The sequence below is a fragment of the Streptomyces sp. NPDC002958 genome (assembly GCF_055563255.1).
On record NZ_JBVHDS010000001.1, the window covers coordinates 248,118 to 270,108 of the forward strand.

General features: G+C 70.3%; 19 protein-coding genes and 1 pseudogene. 15 read left to right on the plus strand and 5 right to left on the minus strand.

Features of this window, described 5'->3' with window-relative positions:
* A partial coding sequence (locus ACZ3IC_RS01255) for a tectonin domain-containing protein (protein WP_467411392.1) occupies positions 1-369 on the minus strand: 369 nt, incomplete at its 3' end.
* 514 nt (positions 370-883) lie between these two features.
* On the minus strand, positions 884-2,650 hold the full coding sequence (locus ACZ3IC_RS01260; RefSeq protein WP_467411394.1) for a dolichyl-phosphate-mannose--protein mannosyltransferase: 1,767 nt from the start codon (positions 2,648-2,650) through the stop codon (positions 884-886).
* A gap of 53 nt (positions 2,651-2,703) precedes the next feature.
* Here ACZ3IC_RS01260 and rsmI point away from each other — a divergent pair, with 53 nt between their 5' ends.
* From rsmI to ACZ3IC_RS01290, 6 genes are all read left to right on the plus strand, one after another.
* Positions 2,704-3,600, plus strand: coding sequence for a 16S rRNA (cytidine(1402)-2'-O)-methyltransferase (gene rsmI / locus ACZ3IC_RS01265; RefSeq protein WP_467411395.1), 897 nt, complete (start codon positions 2,704-2,706; stop codon positions 3,598-3,600).
* A 158-nt stretch (positions 3,601-3,758) separates the two neighbouring features.
* Positions 3,759-4,148 carry a hypothetical protein gene (locus ACZ3IC_RS01270; protein ID WP_467411397.1) on the plus strand — a complete coding sequence of 130 codons (390 nt, stop codon included), beginning with the start codon at positions 3,759-3,761 and terminating at the stop codon, positions 4,146-4,148.
* A 33-nt stretch (positions 4,149-4,181) separates the two neighbouring features.
* Complete coding sequence (locus ACZ3IC_RS01275) at positions 4,182-5,048, plus strand: TatD family hydrolase (RefSeq protein WP_467411399.1); 867 nt, start codon at positions 4,182-4,184, stop codon at positions 5,046-5,048.
* A gap of 131 nt (positions 5,049-5,179) precedes the next feature.
* Complete coding sequence (locus tag ACZ3IC_RS01280) at positions 5,180-5,752, plus strand: ubiquitin-like domain-containing protein (protein ID WP_467411401.1); 573 nt, start codon at positions 5,180-5,182, stop codon at positions 5,750-5,752.
* Between the two features lie 182 nt (positions 5,753-5,934).
* Positions 5,935-6,840 (plus strand): 16S rRNA (adenine(1518)-N(6)/adenine(1519)-N(6))-dimethyltransferase RsmA, encoded by a 906-nt coding sequence (gene rsmA / locus ACZ3IC_RS01285; protein WP_467411404.1) that lies wholly within the window; start codon positions 5,935-5,937, stop codon positions 6,838-6,840.
* Positions 6,837-7,730 carry a 4-(cytidine 5'-diphospho)-2-C-methyl-D-erythritol kinase gene (locus tag ACZ3IC_RS01290; RefSeq protein ID WP_467411405.1) on the plus strand — a complete coding sequence of 298 codons (894 nt, stop codon included), beginning with the start codon at positions 6,837-6,839 and terminating at the stop codon, positions 7,728-7,730. Before rsmA ends, ACZ3IC_RS01290 begins: the two co-directional genes overlap by 4 nt.
* 93 nt (positions 7,731-7,823) lie before the next feature.
* On the opposite strand, the gene ACZ3IC_RS01295 is transcribed toward ACZ3IC_RS01290, so the two are convergent.
* Positions 7,824-8,465 carry a lipoprotein gene (locus ACZ3IC_RS01295; protein ID WP_467411407.1) on the minus strand — a complete coding sequence of 214 codons (642 nt, stop codon included), beginning with the start codon at positions 8,463-8,465 and terminating at the stop codon, positions 7,824-7,826.
* A 181-nt stretch (positions 8,466-8,646) separates the two neighbouring features.
* Here ACZ3IC_RS01295 and ACZ3IC_RS01300 point away from each other — a divergent pair, with 181 nt between their 5' ends.
* The 4 genes from ACZ3IC_RS01300 to ACZ3IC_RS01315 all read left to right on the plus strand — a co-directional run bounded on the left by ACZ3IC_RS01300 (position 8,647) and on the right by ACZ3IC_RS01315 (position 15,845).
* The gene (locus tag ACZ3IC_RS01300; RefSeq protein WP_467411409.1) at positions 8,647-10,464 is read left to right on the plus strand and encodes an ABC-F family ATP-binding cassette domain-containing protein; all 1,818 of its coding nucleotides are present in this window, start codon (positions 8,647-8,649) and stop codon (positions 10,462-10,464) included.
* A 563-nt stretch (positions 10,465-11,027) separates the two neighbouring features.
* On the plus strand, positions 11,028-12,875 hold the full coding sequence (locus ACZ3IC_RS01305) for an outer membrane protein assembly factor BamB family protein (protein WP_467411411.1): 1,848 nt from the start codon (positions 11,028-11,030) through the stop codon (positions 12,873-12,875).
* A 129-nt stretch (positions 12,876-13,004) separates the two neighbouring features.
* A complete protein-coding gene (locus ACZ3IC_RS01310) occupies positions 13,005-14,930 on the plus strand; it encodes an outer membrane protein assembly factor BamB family protein (protein ID WP_467411412.1) in 1,926 nt (641 codons plus the stop codon).
* A gap of 216 nt (positions 14,931-15,146) precedes the next feature.
* Positions 15,147-15,845, plus strand: a complete 699-nt coding sequence (locus ACZ3IC_RS01315) for a helix-turn-helix transcriptional regulator (protein ID WP_467411414.1) — start codon at positions 15,147-15,149, stop codon at positions 15,843-15,845.
* 55 nt (positions 15,846-15,900) lie between these two features.
* On the opposite strand, the pseudogene ACZ3IC_RS01320 reads toward ACZ3IC_RS01315, so the two are convergent.
* Positions 15,901-16,097: pseudogene (locus ACZ3IC_RS01320) on the minus strand (hypothetical protein); the annotation flags it as partial.
* 184 nt (positions 16,098-16,281) lie between these two features.
* Between ACZ3IC_RS01320 and galT the strand changes: the two are divergent.
* From galT to ACZ3IC_RS01340, 4 genes are all read left to right on the plus strand, one after another.
* Positions 16,282-17,325, plus strand: a complete 1,044-nt coding sequence (gene galT / locus ACZ3IC_RS01325; protein ID WP_467411416.1) for a galactose-1-phosphate uridylyltransferase — start codon at positions 16,282-16,284, stop codon at positions 17,323-17,325.
* Complete coding sequence (gene galE / locus ACZ3IC_RS01330) at positions 17,322-18,302, plus strand: UDP-glucose 4-epimerase GalE (protein WP_467411418.1); 981 nt, start codon at positions 17,322-17,324, stop codon at positions 18,300-18,302. The genes galT and galE overlap by 4 nt, the downstream gene beginning before the upstream one ends.
* Positions 18,299-19,465, plus strand: a complete 1,167-nt coding sequence (gene galK, locus ACZ3IC_RS01335) for a galactokinase (protein ID WP_467411419.1) — start codon at positions 18,299-18,301, stop codon at positions 19,463-19,465. The genes galE and galK overlap by 4 nt, the downstream gene beginning before the upstream one ends.
* A gap of 328 nt (positions 19,466-19,793) precedes the next feature.
* Positions 19,794-20,585: a LuxR C-terminal-related transcriptional regulator gene (locus tag ACZ3IC_RS01340; protein ID WP_467412078.1), complete on the plus strand. Its 792-nt coding sequence runs from the start codon at positions 19,794-19,796 to the stop codon at positions 20,583-20,585.
* On the opposite strand, the gene ACZ3IC_RS01345 is transcribed toward ACZ3IC_RS01340, so the two are convergent.
* Positions 20,544-21,041 (minus strand): MarR family winged helix-turn-helix transcriptional regulator, encoded by a 498-nt coding sequence (locus ACZ3IC_RS01345; RefSeq protein ID WP_467411422.1) that lies wholly within the window; start codon positions 21,039-21,041, stop codon positions 20,544-20,546. The genes ACZ3IC_RS01340 and ACZ3IC_RS01345 overlap by 42 nt on opposite strands.
* 88 nt (positions 21,042-21,129) lie before the next feature.
* Between ACZ3IC_RS01345 and ACZ3IC_RS01350 the strand changes: the two genes are divergently transcribed.
* Entirely contained in the window at positions 21,130-21,927 is a 798-nt protein-coding gene (locus ACZ3IC_RS01350; RefSeq protein WP_467411423.1) for a trans-aconitate 2-methyltransferase, read from the plus strand.
* Positions 21,928-21,991: the final 64 nt, after the last annotated feature.

Sequence of the window (21,991 nt, forward strand, 5' to 3'; positions counted from 1 at the left end):
GGGGATGCCTACCCACGGGTTGGAGTCGTGGCCCGTGTACCGGTACATCTGGCCCAGGGAGTTCACACCCCAGACGTGAGTCCTGGACCCGACCGAAATGCGGGTCAGGCCGCCCGAGACGGCGACCCAGTCCGTGGAACCCTGGTCCCCGGTGTACCGGTAGATACCGCCTGCTTCATTGACGTGCCACACGGTGCCGTCGGCTGCTACGCCGATGTCGACGGCCTTGCCGGGGATGCCTACCCACGGGTTGGAGTCGTGGCCCGTGTACCGGTACATCTGGCCCAGGGAGTTCACACCCCAGACGTGAGTCCTGGACCCGACCGAGATCGAAGTGAGACCACCGGAGACGTTCTTCCAGTCAGCCATGTTCCTGTCCCCTTACCTCGAACGTTGCGAGGGGAATCTTGCTGCTCAGAGGGGCTACCCAAACGACCTGATATGCCGATTGACTGCAGAGATAATCCAAAAATCGCCGTTTAGTTATCTTCGCCCCCTCTGACTGCTAGGCGGGTGGTCCATTCGCCCCACCGCGAGGAGGCTGAATCTGCTGTAACCCACAAGGGAACAAGAGTGGCGCCCGGACTCTGCTCTGCCAGATGATCCAAACGAAGCGGCCTAGAACAGATCCGCCCGGAAGGGCGATAGAAGGAGCGGCCAAGCCGCACATTCTTTGGGTGTGTCATCAGCCTGCCGGCGGAGTGTCAGGAGGGACGGGCCCCGGGGGTGTCAGGCGGTGTCACGGGGCAGTGTCAGGCAGGTCGCCGCGTCGAGGGCCGGGCCGTCTGTGGGCCGCCGAGGGCGGCCAACGGTCACCGATGATGGCCAATAACCACCAAGAGGCCGCAATCATCGACTGCGGCCTCCTGGTGCTCCGGCCCAGCTAGATCCAGGTGTCCAGCCACATCCGGTTCCGCCAGGACTCGTCGGGAATGGGCGTTCCCGTGTAGATGGGCCAGAAATAGATGAAGTTCCAGATGATCAGCAACACCAGCACGCCCGCCGCGATCGCCCCCAGCATCCGCCGTCGTTCCCCCGAGGGATCGCCGGTCACCAGGCCGAGTTCCTGTTTGGGCCCGGTCTGCGCCGCCGGACCCAGCATCGCGCCGATCATCATCGTCACCGCCAGACACAGGAACGGCACGAACACGACCGCGTAGAACAGGAAGATCGTCCGCTCCTGGTAGAAGAACCAGGGCAGCCAGCCCGCCGCCACACCGCAGGCGATCGCCCCCGCCCGCCAGTCACGCCGGAAGAACCAGCGCCACAGCACGTACACCAGGGCGAAGCACGCCGCCCACCACAGCAGCGGCGTCCCGATGGCGAGCACCTCGCGGGAGCATTTGCCGGTCTCCGACGCCGCACAGCCCGGCTGCTCCTCCCAGAAGTACGAGACGGGCCGCCCGAGCACGATCCAGCTCCAGGGATTGGACTCGTAGGTGTGGCCGGACGTCAGACTCACATGGAATTCGTAGACCTGGTACTCGTAATGCCACAGGCTGCGCAGCCAGTCCGGCAACCACGTCCAGTTGCCGCCGCTGCCGTCGGTTTCCGCCCAGTTCCGGTAGTAGCCCTTGTCGGTGACGATCCAGCCGGTCCAGGAGGCGATATACGTGAGGATCGCGACCGGGACCGTCGAGACGAACGCCGGCAGCAGATCCCGTTTGATTACCGCCCTGTACGGCCGAACCGCACCCGCGGTGCGTCGCGCGCCCACGTCCCAGAGCACCGTCATCACACCGAAGGCGGCCAGGATGTACAGGCCGTTCCACTTGGTGGCGAAGGCCAGCCCCAGCATCAGGCCGGCGGTGAGCCGCCAGGGGCGCCAGCCCAGCCGCAGATTTTCCGCGACTCCGGCATCCGGGCGCAGTACCCCCTCCTCGTCGACCGGCAGCGCGGCGGCGAGTCTGCGCCGCGCCCAGTCGCGGTCGATCAGCAGGGCGCCGAACGCCGCCAGCACGAAGAACATCAGCACCGTGTCGAGCAGCGCGGCGCGGCTCATCACGAAGTGCAGACCGTCGACGGCGAGCAGTGTGCCGGCCAGGCACCCCAGGAACGTCGAGCGGAACATCCGCCGCCCGATCCGGCACAGCATCAGCACCGACAGCGTGCCGAGCACCGCCACCATGAACCGCCAGCCGAACGGTGTGAGACCGAAGAGCCACTCACCGATCCCGATGATCCACTTGCCGACCGGTGGGTGCACCACATAGCCCGGATCCGTCGGAACCTGCACCTTCGACGGATCTTCGAGGATCTGCTTGTCGATGTCCTTGGGCCAGTCCCCCTCGTACCCCTGGTTGATCAGCGCCCAGGCATCCTTGGCGTAGTACGTCTCGTCGAATATCAGCGCGTGCGGGCTGTCCAGGTTCCAGAACCGCAGCACCCCGGCGATCAGCGCCACCAGCAGCGGACCGCCCCAGGCGGACCACCGCACCAGGCGCTCGGCCATGAGCGGGGAGATCCCGAGCACCGCCCACAACTGGGCGCCGGGCCGGGTGTACGGCGGAACCAGCCGTTCACGCAGCCCGATGCCGGGCCGGGGCGAATGGCCGAAGCGGCGCAGCCGCTGCTGCCAGGAGGCCGGTTCTTCGCCGTGCGGTTCTTCGGCGTCTTGGCCCTGCGGGGCCCCGGGCGCGGTACTCGTCACCGCGCCATCGTAGGGAACGCATCTGTGCGAGCGCTGCCGCCCGTGCTGGGAGGATGACTCATGTGACTGGAACGACTGGAACGCTGGTACTCGCAGGAACCCCCATCGGCGATGTGGCGGACGCCCCGCCACGCCTCGCCGCCGAACTGGAGACGGCCGATGTCGTCGCCGCCGAGGACACCCGACGGCTGCGCCGTCTCACCCAGGCGCTCGGCATCCACACCACGGGGCGGGTCGTCTCCTACTTCGAGGGCAACGAGTCGGCCCGTACGCCCGAACTCGTCGAGGCGCTGACCGGCGGCGCCCGTGTTTTGCTGGTCACGGACGCCGGGATGCCGTCCGTCTCCGACCCGGGCTACCGGCTCGTGGCCGCAGCCGTGGAGAAGGACATCAAGGTCACCGCGGTCCCCGGACCGTCCGCGGTGCTCACCGCTCTGGCCCTGTCCGCGCTGCCCGTCGACCGCTTCTGCTTCGAGGGCTTCCTGCCGCGCAAGGCGGGCGAACGGCTCGGCAGACTGCGCGAGGTCGCCGATGAGCGCCGCACCATGGTCTTCTTCGAGGCCCCGCACCGGCTCGACGACACCCTCGCCGCGATGGCCGAGGTCTTCGGCGCCGACCGCCGGGCGGCCGTGTGCCGGGAGCTGACCAAGACGTACGAGGAGGTGAAGCGCGGTCCGCTGGGCGAATTGGCGGTCTGGGCGGCCGAAGGGGTACGCGGCGAGATCACCGTCGTCGTCGAGGGTGCCGCCGACTCCGGTCCTGGGGAACTGGACGCCGAGGAGCTGGTACGCAGGGTGCGCGTGCGCGAGGAGGCGGGGGAGCGGCGCAAGGAAGCCATCGCCGCTGTCGCCGCGGATGCGGGGCTGCCCAAGCGTGAAGTCTTCGACGCGGTCGTCGCGGCAAAGAATGCGGCGCGAACCGGTCCGGCGGAGGGCAAAGGACTACCGTAAAAGGCAAAATACGAGCCGTTTAAGGGGCTTTTCTCTCATGAGAAGGCCAAAGTCGCTCCAATATTCGACAGGGCCTGATGCGCTCCCGCCGGTAAGGGCGTCCACTTGACCAGGGACGCATTCTGCGGAGTGCTTTTCCGGCGGACTGAGGAGCGGGCATGAGCGAGATCGCAGCAACCACCGCGCATGAGGCATATGCATTCGCCTGCATGAGGTGCGGACACGGTTGGGAGCAGGCCTACGAAATAGAGCACCACGTCGACGGTTCCAACAACGACTTCGTCATCTACAAGGCGGACGGGGAACGGGTGCCCTCACCCCTTTCCAGGCCGACCTGCGCGAACTGCGAGGGGCACGTGGTCCGGATCATGCGGGCCGGCCGGGTCTCGACCGTCCAGCGGCTGCTCCACACCCCCCGGCCGAAGCGGCCGGCGATCGAGGACATCGACGCCCGGGAGGGCGAGGCCGTGGCCACCACCGTCGCACCCACGGGGGTGGGGCACCACTGGCACCTGTCCGACCTGCTGCACCCCTTCCACCGCAAGTAAGGCGCCCGGCGCGGTCCTCGTACGATCGTCGTCATGAGTCGTACCGAAGCCCCGCCGCTGCCCGAACCCCTCCGGGTACCGGTCGCCGATTCGCACACCCACCTCGACATGCAGGACGCAACTGTCGAGGAGAGCCTGGCCAGGGCCGCGGCGGTCAATGTGACCACCGTGATCCAGGTGGGCTGCGACGTGGCCGGTTCGCGCTGGGCCGCCGAGACGGCCGCCGCGCACGCGAACGTGCACGCGGCGGTCGCCCTCCACCCCAACGAGGCGCCGCGCATCGTGCACGGTGATCCGGACGGCTGGTCGCGGCAGGGGGCGCGTGAGGGGGGTGGCCGGGCGGCGCTGCACGAGGCCCTCGCGGAGATCGACGCCCTGGCCGCACTCGACCACGTACGCGGAGTCGGCGAGAGCGGTCTCGACTGTTTCCGTACCGGCCCCGAGGGCATGGCCGCGCAGGAGGAGTCCTTCCGGGCCCACATCGAGATCGCCAAACGACACGGCAAGGCGCTGGTCATCCACGACCGCGAGGCGCACGCGGATGTGCTGCGCATCCTCGCCGACGAGGGCGCCCCCGAGCGGACCGTCTTCCACTGCTACTCCGGCGACGCCGACATGGCCCGGATCTGTGCGGACGCCGGGTACTTCATGTCCTTCGCGGGCAATGTCACCTTCAAGAACGCCCAGCCGCTGCGCGACGCACTGGCCGTCGCGCCGATGGAACTGGTCCTGATCGAGACGGACGCACCGTTCCTCACCCCAGCCCCGTACCGCGGACGGCCCAATGCGCCGTATCTCATTCCGGTCACGCTGCGCGCCATGGCGGAGGTGAAGGGCGTGGACGAGGACACCTTGGCGTCGACCATCTCCGAGAACACCGCTCGCGCATTCGACTACTGACCGGTACAAGCCGATGCGGGCCGACTCCGTGGCTACGGTGGGTAGTTGAGCAGTTTTGAAGAGTCATCGATGTTCCGCTATCGTCCCGGGCGCCATCAGGCGAGCCGGCCGATCGGATCCTCTGGAGCGTCGTGATCAATTCGAAGGGCAGTCACCGTGCGGCACGCGGCAGGCGGCGTACAGCGGTGGCGATGCCGCCCGCCCGCGTTCCGGTCGCCGCCCGTGCGTCCGTCCCGCCGGTCGCCGCCCGTGCGTCCATCCCGCCGGCTGCCGCCCGTGCGTCCGTCCCGCTCCATGAGCAGCTGACGCTCGCCGCCTGGGCGGTCCGCGCCCGGACCGTCGTCGATACGCCCCTGCTGCCCGGCCGACCGGTCGGCCCCGGCGCCACCGGGGGCCGGGCGGCGGCGCGCCGGGCCGCTCGGCGGCGCAAGGCCCCCGCCCGCTCCGAGAGCTTGCGCCGCCTCGTCCCGCAGGCCCTGGTCGTCGCGTTCCTGGCCGGTGGCACCACGGCGTTCGTGGTCTGCGACAAGGCGGTGACGCTCGACGTCGACGGCACGCCCCGCACCCTGCACACCTTCGCGGACGGCGTCGGCGAACTCCTCGTCGATGAGGGCGTCACCGTCGCCGCCCACGACACCATCACCCCTGCCCCCGGCAGCTCACTCGCCGACGGCGACGAGGTCGTCGTCCGGCCGCGGAGGTAGCGGGGCGGGCGGGCCGACACGTCGCACGCGGACCCGGACGCCTCCCGGGGAGGCCCCGGCGGCCGGGTGGACCCGCTGGGCGTACCTGCCGGGTGGACCTGCCGGGTGGACCCGCCGGGCGGAGAAGCCGTACGCGCAATGGGCGCGGACCTCCGGCCGCATGGCGGCCGTAGGCTTAGCGGGTGAGCACCACTGAGCCCGATGCCCTCCTGGGCCCCGCAGACATTCGCGAGCTGGCCGCCAAGCTGGGCGTACGCCCGACCAAGCAGCGCGGTCAGAACTTCGTCATCGACGCCAATACGGTCCGCAGGATCGTGCGGACGGCGGAAGTCCGCCCCGACGATGTCGTCGTCGAGGTCGGCCCGGGGCTCGGCTCGTTGACCCTGGCGCTGCTGGAGGCGGCGGACCGGGTCGTCGCCGTCGAGATCGACGACGTGCTGGCGGGCGCCCTGCCGGCCACGGTCGCCGCCCGGATGCCGGGGCGCGCCGACCGGTTCGCCCTGGTGCACTCCGACGCGATGCTGGTCCGGGAACTGCCGGGCCCGGCGCCGACCGCGCTGGTCGCGAACCTTCCGTACAACGTCGCCGTGCCGGTCCTGCTGACCATGCTGGAGCGCTTCCCGTCCATCGAGCGGACTCTTGTCATGGTCCAGGCCGAGGTCGCCGACCGGCTGGCCGCCAGGCCGGGCAACAAGGTCTACGGCGTGCCGTCGGTGAAGGCCAATTGGTACGCGGACGTGAAGCGCGCCGGGTCCATCGGCCGCAATGTCTTCTGGCCCGCCCCGAACGTCGACTCCGGTCTGGTGTCGCTGGTCCGGCGCACCGAGCCGATCACGACGAGCGCGAGCAGGACCGAAGTCTTCGCGGTCGTCGACGCGGCCTTCGCCCAGCGCCGCAAGACGCTGCGGGCGGCCCTGGCCGGCTGGGCGGGCTCCGCGCCCGCCGCGGAAGCGGCCCTGGTCGCGGCCGGAATCTCGCCGCAGGCCCGCGGTGAGGCGCTGACGGTCGAGGAGTTCGCCGCCATTGCCGAGAACAAGCCCTCCGAGAACAAGCCCTCCGGGAACGAGCCTTCAGGGAGTGGCGAGTGAGCGTCACCGTCCGCGTACCCGCCAAGGTCAACGTCCAGCTCGCGGTCGGCGCCCCGCGCCCCGACGGCTTCCATGACCTGGCCAATGTCTTCCTCGCCGTCGGCCTGTACGACGAGGTCACCGTCACCCCCGCCGACGAACTGCGCATCACCTGCTCGGGCCCGGACGCCGCCCAGGTCCCGCTGGACGCGACGAACCTCGCCGCCCGCGCGGCGATCGCACTGGCCGAGCGGCACGGCATCGCACCCGATGTGCACATCCACATCGCCAAGGACATCCCCGTCGCGGGCGGCATGGCGGGCGGCAGTGCCGACGGTGCGGCCGCCCTGCTGGCCTGCGACACTCTCTGGTCCACCGGCGCCACCCGGGAGGAGCTCCTGGCCATCTGCGCGGAGCTGGGCAGCGACGTCCCGTTCAGCCTGGTCGGCGGCGCGGCCCTCGGTGTCGGACGCGGCGAGCGGCTGACGCCGATCGATGTCGGTGGAACCTTCCACTGGGTCTTCGCGGTCGCCGACGGCGGGCTGTCCACCCCGGCCGTCTACGGCGAGTTCGACCGGCTCACGGCCGGTACGGACGTCCCGGACCCCACCGCGTCCGCCGCGCTCCTGGACGCGCTGCGCAGCGGCGACACCACGGCTCTCGCGAGCGCGCTGAGCAACGACCTCCAGCCTGCCGCGCTCTCCCTGCGCCCCTCCCTGGCCGACACCCTCGCCGCGGGCACCGCGGCCGGTGCTGCGGCCGCCCTGGTCTCGGGCTCCGGGCCGACCACCGCGTTCCTGGCGGGGGACGCGGAGTCGGCACGGAAGGTGGCCGAGGCGCTCGTCACCTCGGGGACGTGCAGGAACGCACGGGCCGCGGTGTCGCCGGCCCCGGGCGCCACAGTCCTGTGAACCGGGTCGGCCGGGCGGCCCCGTTGCCCGCCCTGCCGAGCCGCACCGTCGCCCGCCCGGCTCCGTGTCCGCCCGAGCCGCACCGTCGCCCGGTCAGCCCAGCCGTACGCTCTTCTTCGCCAGCTCGTACGCCGGGAGCATCGCCTCGTGCTCCTCGGTGTCCATCCCGCCCAGATGGACCACGACCGGCCCCTGCGGGGTGGCGACGGCGAAGGCCCGCTCCTTCTTGGGCTCGTCCAGCAGCTCGCTGTCGACCGTGTAGCCGGCCTCGGCCGCGGCCAGGTCACCCGCCCTGGTTTCGCCGTACGTGACCTTTCCGGCGCCTTGCTCGTCGGCGATGAACGCCTCCAGGACCTGGCGCGGGGTGCGGTCGGACTTCTCGCCCTGCCACACCCGCAGATAGCCGATGTTCCCCGCCGGCTTCGCGTCGATCTCGCAGACCATGGTGACCGGGCCCTGCACGCCCAGCGCGGCACCGAGTTCGGAGTCCGGATCGATGTCGACGGCCTTCGGCTTCCAGGACGCCGCGAGGTCGAAGGCGACGGGCAGCGGGCAGGCCGAGCCGGAGCCGCCGACCGTGCCCCCCTTGGCGGCGGTCCCCCCGGCCGCCCCGGCCTTCTGCGATGTCCTATCTCCGGCCGGCTTCTCGTCCGCGGCCCCCGCGTCCTGCGACGCCGACGAACAACCTGCCAGCACGACCGCCGCCAGCAGCGCCGCCGGAACCGCGCTTCGCAAGCGCTTTCCGGAAGCGCTCCGCACGGTGTCACGCACCATTGAAATACCCATGAAGTCCCCACCGCTGAGATGTTCGAAGATGTTCCGACCGGGGCCCCGCCCCTTGATCGATCGCCGCACGTTACCGCGGCCGCGAGCCGACTACCCTGGGACGTCGATCGATCCCCCAGGCAGGAGTGAAATGGCCGTCAATCTGGTCAATGTCGAGCAGGTCAGCAAGGTGTACGGCACCCGTGCCCTGCTCGATGGCGTGTCCCTCGGTGTGTCCGAGGGGGACCGGATCGGTGTCGTGGGCCGTAACGGCGACGGCAAGACAACCCTCATCCGGATGCTCGCCAGGCTGGAGGAGGCGGACAGCGGCCGCGTCACTCACAGCGGCGGGCTGCGCCTCGGGGTCCTCACCCAGCACGATTCGCTCGACCCGGAGGCGACCATCCGCCACGAGGTGATCGGCGACCTCGCCGACCACGAGTGGGCGGGCAGCGCCAAGATCCGCGATGTGCTCACCGGGCTCTTCGGCGGGCTCGCCCTGCCGGGCTTCGAGCACGGCCTGGACACCGTCATCGCCCCGCTCTCCGGCGGCGAGCGGCGTCGGATCGCGCTGGCCAAGCTGCTCATCGCCGAGCAGGACCTGATCGTTCTCGACGAGCCGACCAACCACCTCGATGTCGAGGGCATCTCCTGGCTGGCCGGCCATCTGCGGGCACGCCGCTCGGCGCTCGTCTGTGTCACCCACGACCGCTGGTTCCTCGACCAGGTCTGTACGCGCATGTGGGACGTCCAGCGCGGCACGGTCCACGAGTACGAGGGCGGCTACAGCGACTACGTCTTCGCACGGGCCGAGCGGGAGCGGATCGCCGCGACCGAGGAGTCCAAGCGGCAGAATCTGATGCGCAAGGAGCTGGCCTGGCTGCGTCGCGGCGCCCCCGCCCGTACCTCCAAGCCGCGCTACCGCATCGAGGCGGCCAATGAACTGATCGCCGATGTGCCGCCGCCGCGCGACACCAGCGAGCTGATGAAGTTCGCCAACGCCCGGCTCGGCAAGACCGTCTTCGACCTGGAGGACGTGACCGTCCAGGCAGGCCCCAAGACACTGCTCACCCACCTCACCTGGCAGCTCGGCCCCGGCGACCGGATCGGCCTGGTCGGGGTCAACGGCGCGGGCAAGACCTCGCTGCTGCGGGCGCTCGCCGAGGCGGCCCGTACGCAGGGCGACGCGCAGCCCGCCGCCGGGAAGGTCGTCGTCGGCAAGACCGTCAGGCTGGCCTACCTCTCCCAGGAGGTCCATGAGCTCAACCCGAACCTGCGGGTGCTCGAAGCGGTTCAGCAGGTACGGGACCGGGTCGACCTCGGCAAGGGCCGGGAGATGACCGCCGGCCAGCTCTGCGAGCAGTTCGGCTTCTCGAAGGAGAAGCAGTGGACCCCGGTCGGCGACCTCTCGGGCGGTGAGCGGCGCCGGCTCCAGATCCTGCGGCTGCTGATGGACGAGCCGAACGTCCTCTTCCTCGACGAGCCCACCAACGACCTCGACATCGAGACCCTGACCCAGCTGGAGGACCTCCTCGACGGCTGGCCCGGATCGATGATCGTGATCTCCCACGACCGGTTCTTCATCGAGCGGACCACGGACCGGGTGATGGCGCTGCTCGGCGACCGCACGCTGCGGATGCTGCCGCGCGGGATCGACGAGTACCTGGAGCGCAGGCAGCGGATGGAGGAGGCGGCGACCCCCTCCGCCGCACCCGTGGCGGCCAAGGAGAAGGCCGCGCCGGCCTCCACCGTCTCCCCGCAGGCCGCACGTGCGGCGAAGAAGGAACTGCAGAAGGTGGAGCGGCAGCTCGACAAGATGTCGACGCGGGAGACCGCGCTGCACGCACAGATCGCGGACAACGCCACGGACTTCGAGAAGGTGGCGAAGCTGGACGCGGAGCTGCGCGAACTGGTCGCGGAGCGCGATGAGTTGGAGATGCGCTGGCTGGAACTGGCCGAGGACGCCTGATCGCTGCGGTGCCTTCGGTGTGACCGGTGTGACCGGTGGGGCCTGTGGGGTGGGTGATGGAAAGAAAGCTCGCCCGGCACAGGTAGAGACGCCGGACCGGTCCGCACGAAGGGGGACGTGCCGATGACCCAGCCGCCCGGTCGGCAACCGCCGCAGGGAGGCTTCGGGGCTCCGTACGATCCGCCGCCGGGGCCGTTCGGCGTTCAGCAGCCCGGTCCGTACGGCTACCAGCCGCAGCTGCAGCCCGGTCCGTGCAACGCGCCCACGCAGCCCGGAGGCCCCGCAGGGACCGGCGGCGGGGGCTTCGGCGGCTGACGGGCCGAGGCGTAACGGGGGCATCACGGGGCGGTTCTCCCTTGGGAACGAGGGGTGGACCGCCCCGGTGTTCGAGGTGTTGCGGGTGGTACAAAGAAGCCCCGCTCGACTGTCGTAACACTGCGGGATTCATGCCCGATTCGCTCCTTTCTGCGGAGTTCGGTGGGTCTTGTTGGCCCCTTCGAGTCCTGCGGAATCGCGGGGGAGAACGGAACGGGCACCGGACCGCACGAAGGGGGGACGTGCTGATGACCCAGCCGCCCAGCCAGCAACCGCCGCAGGGAGGCTTCGGCGCACCGCAGGAGCCGCCGCAGGGGAGTCCTCAGCCGCCGCCCCAGGGTCCGCCGCCGAGCGGTCCGCCGCAGACCCCGCCGCCCGCGCAGCCGCCGACGGCACCGCAGACGCCGCCCGCCCAGCCCGGCTACGGCTACGCGCAGACACCCGGTCAGGCGCCCGGCTACGGCTACCCGCAACAGCCCGGTCCGTACAACCAGCAGCCCGGACCGTACGGTCAGCAGCAGCCCGGCCCGTACAACCAGCAGCCGGGTCCGTACGGTCAGCAGCCCGGTCCGTACGGTCAGCCGTCGCAGCCCGGTTACGGCTACCCGCAGCAGCAGTACCCCGGCGCACCGGCCCCGGGCGGCCCCGGTGGTGGCAGCCCCTTCACGCGCAAGCCCGCGCTGGTCATCGGCGCCGCGGCCGCCGCGCTCCTGGTGATCGGCGGCGGCATATTCATCGCCACGAGCGGTAGCGACGACGACAAGAAGCCCGTCGCGGGGAAGAGCGGCGACGCCAAGCCGAGCAGCTCGCCCTCCGTCAACGAGGGCAACGGCAACGATGACGGCCGCGAGACCAACGACGACCTCAACGCCGGGCGCAAGGAGGGCGAGGCGAAGGTTCTCTGGCTGCAGAAGAACGACATCGACCTGCCGCGCAACGGCTCGGACGTGTACGGCCCCTGGGTCGTCGGTGACACCGTCGTCAAGGGCATGTACCGCTCGGTCTCCGGCTACTCCGTGGCCGACGGTAAACAGAAGTGGACGCTGAAGCTGCCCGCCGACCTGTGCGCGGCGCCCTCGCAGCCCACCACCGACGGCAAGATAGTCATCGGTGTCGAGAACGGCACCACCGACATGGCGGACTGCGCGGACCTCCAGATGATCGACCTCAAGACCGGCAAGGCTGGTTGGAAGAAGTCGATCAAGCAGAACGGCACCTGGGACATGCTGTCGGACATCTCGCTCGCCATCAGCGGCGACACCGTCACGGTCGGGCGCACCGGCAACTCCAACGCCTACCGGGTCAGCGATGGCAAGGACCTGTTCGGCAATCAGCCGGGCAACTGCCAGCCGTTCGCCTTCGCCGGCGGCCCCAAGTTGATCGCCGCCTCCAGCTGCCGCACCGATGACATCGAGAATCCGCAGCATCAGATCCAGGAGCTCGACCCGGTCACCGGGAAGCCCAGGTGGACGTACCAGCCCAAGCGCGGATGGGAGATCGACCGGGTCTACTCGGTGAGCCCGCTGGTGGTCTCCCTGAAGAAGGACAAGGAGTGGAGCATCCTCTCGCTGAAGGAGAACGGCTCGTTCCGCTCCGGACTCGTCAGCGACAAGGGTGACAAGTTCGCGCCGGACTGCGGCAGCGCCTTCGCCATCTTCGGCAAGTCCCTGGACGGTTGCACCGGTGTCGCCGCCGACGCCAACACGTTCTACATGGCGACCTCGCCCGACTCCAGCGGCACCGCCCGTACGAACAAGGTCGTGGCGTTCGACCTGAACACCGGCAAGCCCAAGTGGAAGGCCGCGGCGCCGGCCGGCCGCACGGTGAAGCCGCTGGGCATGGAGGGCGGCAATGTGCTGCTCCACGTGGAGGCCGGGTACGAGCAGGGCGGCGGGATCGCCACCCTCGCACCGACCGGTGGCACCCTGCAGATGCTGCTGAAGCATCCCGCGTCGACGGCCGAGATCGAACGTTCCTTCTTCGACTCGAAGGTCGTGTACACGGGCGGCCGTTCGTTCATCGTGAGCGGACGGGTCAGTGCGCGCAACGACCAGGAAGAGCTGGATACGAAGACCATGATGGTTTTCGGCAACTGACGGCTCACCAAGGCTTTCGACGAACACAGCCGCCGGCTCCCGACGGCTCACGACCGGCAGCGGCCGGAGCACCCCCGACCGCTGCCGGCCCCGACCCACCGACTCCCTTTTCCCAGAGGTACGTACGCCATGACGCAGCCCCCCCAGCCGCCCAACGAGCCGCCCCAGGGCGAATTCGGCGCCCCGCAGGACCCCCCGGCCGGTGGGTTCGGCGCACCGCAGGACCCCCCGCCGGGTGGGTTCGGCGCACCGACCCCGCCGCCCGCCGACCCGTTCGGCAAGCAGCCGGCCACCCCGCCCGCAGGCGGATTCGGCGCCCCGCAGGCCGCGCCCGCAGGTGCCCCGCAGACTCCGTCGCCCGCGGGCCCGCCCCAACATCCGGGTCCGGGTTACGGCTATCCGCAGGGCGGGCCCCCGCAGCCCGGTTACGGTTACCCGCAGGCGCCCGTGCCCGGACAGCCGCAGCAGGGTTATGGATTCCCGCAGGGCCTGCCGCCCGGCCAGCCGCCGCAGCAGGGCTACGGCTACCCGACCGCCTCGATGCAGCAGCCGTACCCGCCGCAGCAGAACGGGAACGGGAACGGGAACGGCGGTAAGAAGTTCACCACCCAGATGCAGATCATCGTTGCCGCGTCGGTCGCCGTGGTGCTGATCGTCGCCGGTGGCGTCTGGTTCTCCTCCAGCGGCGGTGACGACGGCAAGAAGGACCAGGCGTCCCCGTCCAGCGGCGGCACCGCCGAGGGCAAGGGCGGCGGCCAGAGCGGCATTGTCGGTGGCGGCGGCAAGGAGAAGGCACCGGCGGACCCCAAGTCCAAGGTCGCCTTCCAGCTGCCGGAGCCGAAGGTCAACGACGTCACCCAGGTCGACGGTTCCTGGCTGACCGACAAGGCGTACGTGAAGACCGGCGTCAACGAGATCGTCGGCTACGACGTGGTCAAGGGCACCAAGCTGTGGTCCATCCCGTTGGAGGGCCAGCTCTGCGCCGCGTCCCGGCACATGTCCAAGGACTACAAGACGGCCATCGCCTTCGAGGCCGGCAAGCCGACCAAGGCCAAGAGGTACCAGCCGTGCAACCAGGTCGGCGCGATAGACCTGAACACCGGCAAGCTGATGTGGAGCAAGTCGGTGGCCGCCGCCACCAGCGGTGACCAGCCAATCAGGTACAGCGAGATCACGCTCAGCGGCACCACGGTTGCCGCGGCCGGCACCGAGGGCGGCGCGGCGTTCGACCTGAACACCGGAGCCGAGCGCTGGAAGCCCAAGGTCTCCACCGACGGTTGCTACGACGCGGGTTACGCCGGTGGGGAGGCGCTCGCCGTCGTCCGCAAGTGCGGTGCGTACGACGACCCGCAGCTCGTCATCCAGGCGCTGAATCCGACCACCGGAGCCCCGCTCTCCTCGTACAAGATGCCGCCCGGTGTCGATTACGCGAGCATCGTCTCCACCAAGCCGCTGGTCGTCGCCGCCGACGTCGGCGACACCGCCGGTGACGGCAGCGGCATCTCGGACTTCTTCTCGATCGACGCCTCCACCGGCAAGCTGCTCACCAGGATCGCGGTGGACGGCGAGAAGTACGCTGCGCGCTGCGCCTCCACCGAGGTCGAGAACTGCCGTCGGCTGGCCGTCGGCAACAACCGCATCTACGTGCCGACCGAGGACCACGAGGGCACCGGCGACTACGGCGACACCAACGAGATCGTCTCCTTCGACCTCACCACGGGCAAGCCGACCGGTGACCGGGCCGATGCGGGCGAGCGCTACACGATGTTCCCCCTCCGCATGGACGGCGGCAACATCATCGCGTACAAGACGCCCCCGTACGACAAGGGCGGCCAGATCGTCTCCATCGACGGCGCCACCTTCAAGCAGACCCTGCTGATGGAGAACCCGAGCGAGGAGTCCGTCCGCGACGCCGAGAGCAGCTTCTCCGGGGACTACTCCGAGATGCTCTACTCCGCCGGCCGGCTGTACATCTCCCAGACGATGCTCAGCAAGCCGACCGGTAGCTCGCTGGACAACAGGGACTACCTCGCCGTCTCCTTCGGCACCAGCTGATCCCTCACGCGGTACCCGTGCCCCGGCCCTGCCGGTCGATCAATCGACCGGCAGGGCCGATCGTTTTCCGCCTGCCGAGCAGCCCTGAATGGCACATAATCCGACACTCCGGGGATCTTCTGCCGGGTAAGGGGTCCGGAACGTCGAACAAGCGTGTAACTTGCCGGGTCAGAGCGGGCCGGGGGGCCTGGTGCCGGTGCTACGGGGGTGTGCTCGATGGGCGTGCGGCTCATGGTGGTCGATGATCACCGACTGCTCGCCGAGGCGCTCGCCTCGGCGATGAAACTGCGGGGCCACCGGGTGCTTGCGGCGGCCGCACCGACCAGGGGGGCGGCGGAACTGGTGGTCAGCAGGGCACCGGAGGTCTGCCTGTTCGGCACTGCGGCACCTGCCGCACCCGGTGCCTTCGACCCGATCGTACGGATCCGGCGGGAGCGCCCGCAGGTGGCCGTGGTGGTGCTCGGCCCGGTGCCCAGCCCGCGCGGCATCGCGGCGGCCTTCGCGGCGGGTGCCGCGGGATATGTCCGGCACGACGAGCGCATGGAGGGCGTCGAACGGGCGATAGTCAAGGCGCGCGCCGGAGAGGCTGCGGTGGCGCCGCAACTGCTCCAGGGTGCCTTCGCCGAGCTGCTCAATCCGGCCGCGGCGCCGGACGACGAGGGACAGCGGCTGCTCCAGATGCTCACCCCGCGCGAGATCGAGGTCCTGGTGCGGGTCGCCGAGGGCGAGGACACCCGGCTGATCGCGGCAGGGATGCGGATCGCCTCGAGCACCGCGCGTACGCATGTACAGCGTGTGCTGATGAAGCTGGGCGTCGGCTCCCGGCTGGAGGCCGCGGCACTCGCGGCCCGCACGGGTCTGCTGGACCGGGCGGCGCCGCCGCTCGACAAGCAGGGGCCCGACGGCATCGGGTGATCCTGTCGGGCCCCTGTCGAATGCGGTACGTCAGTCGTCGGCCGGGTCCGGTACGTCAGCCGGTTCCTGCGGCCGGGCGCGGCTTCGGCCAGGCCAGGAAGAACAGCCCGAGGGTCGGCATGACCGGGCCCGTCCACAGGTTGATGTGGACGCACTGGGCCTTCCTCAGGTCCGCGTCCAACGGGTTGATCCGGCGATGGTGACGATCACGCCGTAGACCACGAAGAGGCCGCCGTTGATCCGCCGGATGTCGAGTTGATCCGCCGGATGCCGAGGAGACGGGCCGCGGTCGCGGACTCCAGGATCGTGTGGTCGCGCCCGTTCGTGGGGAGCCGAAGCCCTTGGGCCAGGTGGTGCATGCAGGGGCACTCGCGGCGTCATTGACGGACCTGTTGGATTGTGGTTCATTGCGTTTGGTTATGTTTGGAGGAACCTGATGAAGAAGACGGTCACGACGCTCGCCGACGGCCGGGAGTTGCTCTACTACGACAGCCGTGACGATGCCGTACGCGATGCCATCGACCGGCGGCCCCTGGACCCCGTCTCGACCTCGTCCGAGATACGCCGCGATCCGTTCCTCGGTGACAGTGTCGCCATCGCCTCGCACCGCCAGGGCCGCATCTACCACCCGCCGGCCGACGAGTGTCCGCTCTGCCCCTCGCGGGACGGCCGGCAGAGCGAGATCCCCGAGGCGGACTACGACGTCGCCGTCTTCGAGAACCGCTTCCCCTCCCTCGCCGGTGACTCCGGCCGCTGCGAGGTCGTCTGCTTCACCTCCGACCACGACGCGTCGTTCGCCGACCTCACCGAGGACCAAGCAGCCCTGGTCCTGGAGGCATGGACCGACCGCACCGCCGAACTCGCCGATCTCCCGCAGGTCAAGCAGGTGTTCTGCTTCGAGAACCGGGGCGCCGAGATCGGCGTCACGCTCGGTCATCCGCACGGGCAGATCTACGGATATCCCTTCGTCACCCCGCGCACCGAACTGATGCTCCGCTCGATTCAGGCCCACCACACCGAGACGGGCCGCAACCTCTTCGACGATGTCGTGGCCCGCGAGGAGAGGGACGGCTCGCGAATCGTCATCAGCGGGAAGCACTGGGTCGCCTTCGTGCCGTACGCGGCGCACTGGCCGTACGAGGTCCACCTCCATCCCCGCCGCCGCGTCCCCGACCTGCGGGAACTCGACGAGGCCGCACGCGCGGAATTCCCATACGTCTATCTGGAACTCTTGAAGCGATTCGACCGGATCTTCGGCCCCGGCGAGCCGCCGACCCCGTACATCTCAGCCTGGCACCAGGCCCCGTTCCAGGTCCCCGGGCGGGAGGACTTCGGGCTCCATCTGGAGCTTTTCACCATCCGACGCACCTCCGGCAAGCTGAAGTTCCTCGCGGGTTCCGAATCCGGCATGAACGTGTTCATCAACGATGTGCCGCCGGAGACCGCGGCCCAGCGACTGCGAGAGGTAGCGAGCGAGTGAGCAAGTCCCAGAAGAAGTACCTGGTCACGGGTGGCGCGGGTTATGTCGGCAGCGTGGTCGCCCAGCATCTGCTGGAGGCCGGTCACGCGGTCACCGTCCTCGACGACCTCTCGACCGGGTTCCGGGAGGGCGTCCCGGCCGGGGCCGAGTTCATCGAGGGCCGCATCCAGGACGCGGCGAAGTGGCTGGACCCCTCCTACGACGGGGTGCTGCACTTCGCCGCGTACTCACAGGTCGGCGAGTCCGTCACGGACCCGGAGAAGTACTGGGTGAACAACGTCGGCGGCTCCGTCGCCCTGCTCGCCGCGATGCGGAACGCCGGGGTGCGCACCCTGGTCTTCTCCTCCACCGCCGCCACCTACGGCGAACCGGTCACCACCTGCGTCACCGAGTCCGACGCGACCGCGCCCACCAACCCCTACGGCGCCACCAAGCTCGCCGTCGACCACATGATCACCGGCGAGGCGGCCGCGCACGGACTGGCCGCGGTCTCGCTGCGCTACTTCAATGTCGCCGGGGCGTACGGCAGTTGCGGTGAGCGGCACAGTCCCGAGTCGCACCTCATCCCGCTGGTCCTCCAGGTCGCCCTCGGGCAGCGCGAATCGATCTCCGTGTACGGCGACGACTACCCGACCCCCGACGGCACCTGCGTCCGCGACTACATCCATGTCGCCGACCTTGCCGAGGCCCACCTGCTGGCCCTGGACGCGGCCACCGCGGGCGAGCACCTGATCTGCAACCTCGGCAACGGCAACGGCTTCTCGGTGCGCGAGGTCATCGAGACCGTCCGCGAGGTCACCGGCCACCCGATCCCCGAGACCGCGGCCCCGCGCCGCGCCGGTGACCCCGCCGTGCTGGTCGCCTCCGCCGCCACCGCCAGGGAGCGGCTCGGCTGGACGCCGTCGCGCGCCGACCTGACCAAAATCGTCTCCGACGCCTGGACGTTCGCCCGTCGAGAGGAGTCCACCACCCCATGACCGCGAACAGTGAGCCGGCCTCCGCCTTCACGGAGCTGTACGGGAGCGCCCCCGAAGGAGTCTGGGCGGCCCCCGGCCGGGTCAACCTGATCGGCGAGTACACCGACTTCAACGACGGCTTCGTGATGCCGCTCGCGCTTCCGCACACCGCGCGCGCCGCCGTCGCCCGCCGCGCCGACGGCGAGCTGCGGCTCCACTCGGCCGATGTACCGGGCGGTGTCGTCGGACTCCGGGTCGACGAGTTGGGCCCGCACCAGGGGCACGGCTGGGCGGCGTACCCCGCCGGAGTCGTCTGGGCGCTGCGCGAGGCCGGTCACCCGGTCACCGGGGCGGACATCCAGCTGACCTCCACCGTCCCCACCGGAGCCGGGCTCTCCTCCTCCGCGGCCCTCGAAGTCGTCACCGCGCTCGCGCTGAACGACCTCTTCGAACTCGGGCTCTCCGCCCCGGAGCTGGCGGTCATCGGCCGGCGCGCCGAGAACGCGTTCGTCGGCGTGCCGTGCGGGGTCATGGACCAGATGGCCTCCGCCTGCTGCACCGAGGGCCACGCCCTGTATCTCGACACCCGTGACCTCACCCAGCGCCAAATCCCCTTCGACCTGGCCGCCCACGGACTGCGGCTGCTGGTCGTCGACACCCGGGTCACGCACGCACTCGGCGACGGCGCGTACGCCGAACGGCGGGCCGGCTGCGAGGCGGGGGCCGCCGCGCTCGGTCTGCGGACGCTGCGCGAGGTGCCGTACGAGGGTCTCGGCGCGGCCCTGGACGCTCTGGCCGAGGCCGGGGTCGACGAGTCCGTGGTGCGCTACGTACGCCATGTCGTCAGCGAGAACGAGCGGGTGAAGCAGGTCATCGCGCTGCTCGACGCGGGCGATGTGCGTGCCGCGGGCCCGGCCCTCGACGCCGGGCACGTCTCGCTCCGCGACGATCTGCGGGTCTCCTGCCCGGAGCTGGACCTGGCGGTGTCGACGGCGGGCGAGGCCGGGGCGCTCGGTGCGCGGATGACCGGCGGCGGCTTCGGCGGCTCCGCGATCGTGCTGGTGGACGAGGCGCAGACGGAGACGGTCGCCAAGTCCGTGCTGGAGGCGTTCACTTCGGCGGGGTACGCGGCTCCGCGGATCTTCCCCGCGGTTCCTTCGGCGGGCGCCCGACGCCTCGCCTGAGGTTCTCCCGCCCCGGGACGGAACACGGGCCGCACCCGAGGCAACCGACCGGCACCGGCCACCGAACGGCCGGTGCCGGACAGTTCTGCGATTCGCCTTGCGCACCGGCCGCCCGGCCGTACCCTGATGCACAGCACCGGTGGGGGCCGGTGCTGATTCAGGGGTACGAGACAGTCGGGTACGGCGCCCGGGGCGGGTGGCAGTCAACGCACGGCGGCGGCCGTGGGACTGCGAACCAACTCCCCGATCCGGGCGGCCGTACCCGCGCCGTTGCGTCCCTTCGGCGGGCCTGGGGTGGCCCAGCAACAGAGGCAGCATGGGGGTGCCTGTGGTTCGTATCCGGGTTCTCGTGGTGGACGACCACCGCATTTTCGCCGAGTCGCTGGCGGCGGCGCTCGCGGCCGAGCCGGACGTCGATGTGGCGGCGGCGGGCAGTGGCCCCGCCGCGCTGCGGTGTCTGGAACGGGCGGCCGCGGAGGGGCGAGGCTACGACGTGATGCTGATCGATGCCGAACTGGGCATCCTGACCGCGGCGAGGGGGCGCCGGGCACCCGTCCCGGTCACCCGCGGCGGGGAGGGCGGTCCGGTGGACGGCATCTCGCTGGTGGCCGGGGTCCGCTCGGGCCGGCCCTCCGTGCACACGGTGGTGCTCGCCGAGAAGGACGACCCGCTCCGGGCCGCGCTGGCCCTGCAGGCCGGGGCCTCGGGCTGGGTCGCCAAGGACTGCTCGCTGCAACGCTTGCTCACGGTCATCCGGGGGGTGCTGCGCGGCGAGACCCACCTGCCCCCGGCCCTGCTCACGGGCGTGCTGCGGGAGTTGACCGCGGCCCGCAAGCACCGCACCGAGGGTGAGCAGCTGGTCGCGTCGCTGACGCCGCGCGAGCGAGAGGTGCTGCGTTGCATGGTGGCGGGTCTGGGGCGCAAGGCGGTGGCGGAGCGGCTCTTCCTCTCCCCGCACACGGTGCGTACGCATATGCAGAACGTGCTGGGGAAGCTGGGCGTGCACTCGACGCTGGCCGCGGTCGCGCTGGCACGGCGGGCGGGTGTCGGGCCGGTCGATCTCGAACCGGCCCGCCTCCTAGCCGGGGATGTTGTCGAACGGGGCGGTCAACTGGCGTAGCAGTCCGGCCAGTTCGCCGCGCTGGTGAGTGGAGAGTTCGCGCAGGATGGCGCGCTCCTGGGCGAGCAGACCGGCCAGCGACTGGTCGGCTCTGTCGCGCCCCTCGGCGGTGAGCCGGACCAGGACGCCGCGGCGGTCGCTGGGGTCGGGGAGCCGCTCGACGAGGTTCTTCTTGGTGAGCCGGTCGATGCGGTTGGTCATCGTGCCCGAGGTGACCAGGGTCTGGGTGAGCAGCTGGCCGGGGGACAGCTGGTAAGGATCACCTGCGCGGCGCAGTGACGTCAGTACGTCGAACTCCCACGGCTCCAGATTGTGCTCGGCGAAGGCGATCCGGCGGGCCCGGTCCAGATGGCGGGCCAGGCGGGAGACGCGGCTGAGTACCTCGAGTGGTTCCACGTCGAGGTCGGGGCGCTCACGGCGCCATGCAGCAACCAGTCGGTCGACCTCGTCCTCCATGTGGATCAGTGTAGAGGGTCTGTCGACATGAAGTCTCTTGAACTCAAGTGTCTTGACATCAAGATATTTTTCCCGTGATCCTCTCTCTATGACCGCACCCATCTGGGATCCGCAGCAGTACCTGCGCCACGCGGACCACCGCACCCGACCCTTCCGCGACCTCCTGGTCCACATCGCCGAGCCTCCGGCCGCCCCCGCACCCCGTGTCGCCGACCTCGGCTGCGGAGCGGGAAACGTCACCACGCTCCTGGCCGACCGCTGGCCGAAGGCCCGGATCACCGGCTACGACAACTCCCCGCAGATGCTGGACCGGGCGCGGGCGCACGCCGGCCCCCTCCTGGACTTCGCCGAGGCCGACGCCAGGACCTGGACCCCCGCGGAGCCGTACGACCTGATCGTCTCCAACGCCCTGCTCCAGTGGGTCCCGGACCACGCCGCCCGCTTCCCCCTCTGGCTGGACTCGATCACCCCCGGCGGCACGTTCGCCTTCCAGGTCCCCGGCAACTTCGACCAGCCCAGCCATGTCCTGATGCGGGAACTCACCGAGTCCCCGCGCTGGCGCGACCGTCTGGCCGGCGAGCTGCGCCACGCCGACGCGGTGCTCAGCCCTGCCGCCTACCTCGACGCGCTGACGGCCCCCGGCATCACGGCGGACGTCTGGGAGACCACGTATCTGCATCTGCTGCACGGCGAGGACCCGGTACTCGACTGGGTGAAGGGCACCGGCCTGCGCCCCGTCCTGACAGCCCTCGCGGACGACCCCGAGGCCCGCGAAGCGTTCCTCGCCGAATACCGCGACCGGCTCCGCACCGCCTACCCCAAGGGCCCGCACGGCACGGTGTTCCCGTTCCGCCGCATCTTCGCCGTGGCCCGCAAGGAGAACTGATGATCGCCGCTGTCGACCACGTCCAACGTTTCTGGCGGGTGGACGGGGGAGCCGCAGTGGGGTT

What these genes read in the sequence shown, in the direction of transcription:
- rsmI (WP_467411395.1), top strand. Translation starts at nt 2,704, where the DNA reads ATGACTCATGTGACTGGAACGACTGGAACGCTGGTACTCGCAGGAACC.
- ACZ3IC_RS01270 (WP_467411397.1), top strand. Translation starts at nt 3,759, where the DNA reads ATGAGCGAGATCGCAGCAACCACCGCGCATGAGGCATATGCATTCGCC.
- ACZ3IC_RS01275 (WP_467411399.1), top strand. Translation starts at nt 4,182, where the DNA reads ATGAGTCGTACCGAAGCCCCGCCGCTGCCCGAACCCCTCCGGGTACCG.
- ACZ3IC_RS01300 (WP_467411409.1), top strand. Translation starts at nt 8,647, where the DNA reads ATGGCCGTCAATCTGGTCAATGTCGAGCAGGTCAGCAAGGTGTACGGC.
- ACZ3IC_RS01305 (WP_467411411.1), top strand. Translation starts at nt 11,028, where the DNA reads ATGACCCAGCCGCCCAGCCAGCAACCGCCGCAGGGAGGCTTCGGCGCA.
- ACZ3IC_RS01310 (WP_467411412.1), top strand. Translation starts at nt 13,005, where the DNA reads ATGACGCAGCCCCCCCAGCCGCCCAACGAGCCGCCCCAGGGCGAATTC.
- ACZ3IC_RS01315 (WP_467411414.1), top strand. Translation starts at nt 15,147, where the DNA reads ATGGGCGTGCGGCTCATGGTGGTCGATGATCACCGACTGCTCGCCGAG.
- galT (WP_467411416.1), top strand. Translation starts at nt 16,282, where the DNA reads ATGAAGAAGACGGTCACGACGCTCGCCGACGGCCGGGAGTTGCTCTAC.
- galK (WP_467411419.1), top strand. Translation starts at nt 18,299, where the DNA reads ATGACCGCGAACAGTGAGCCGGCCTCCGCCTTCACGGAGCTGTACGGG.
- ACZ3IC_RS01345 (WP_467411422.1), bottom strand. Translation starts at nt 21,041, where the DNA reads ATGGAGGACGAGGTCGACCGACTGGTTGCTGCATGGCGCCGTGAGCGC.
- ACZ3IC_RS01350 (WP_467411423.1), top strand. Translation starts at nt 21,130, where the DNA reads ATGACCGCACCCATCTGGGATCCGCAGCAGTACCTGCGCCACGCGGAC.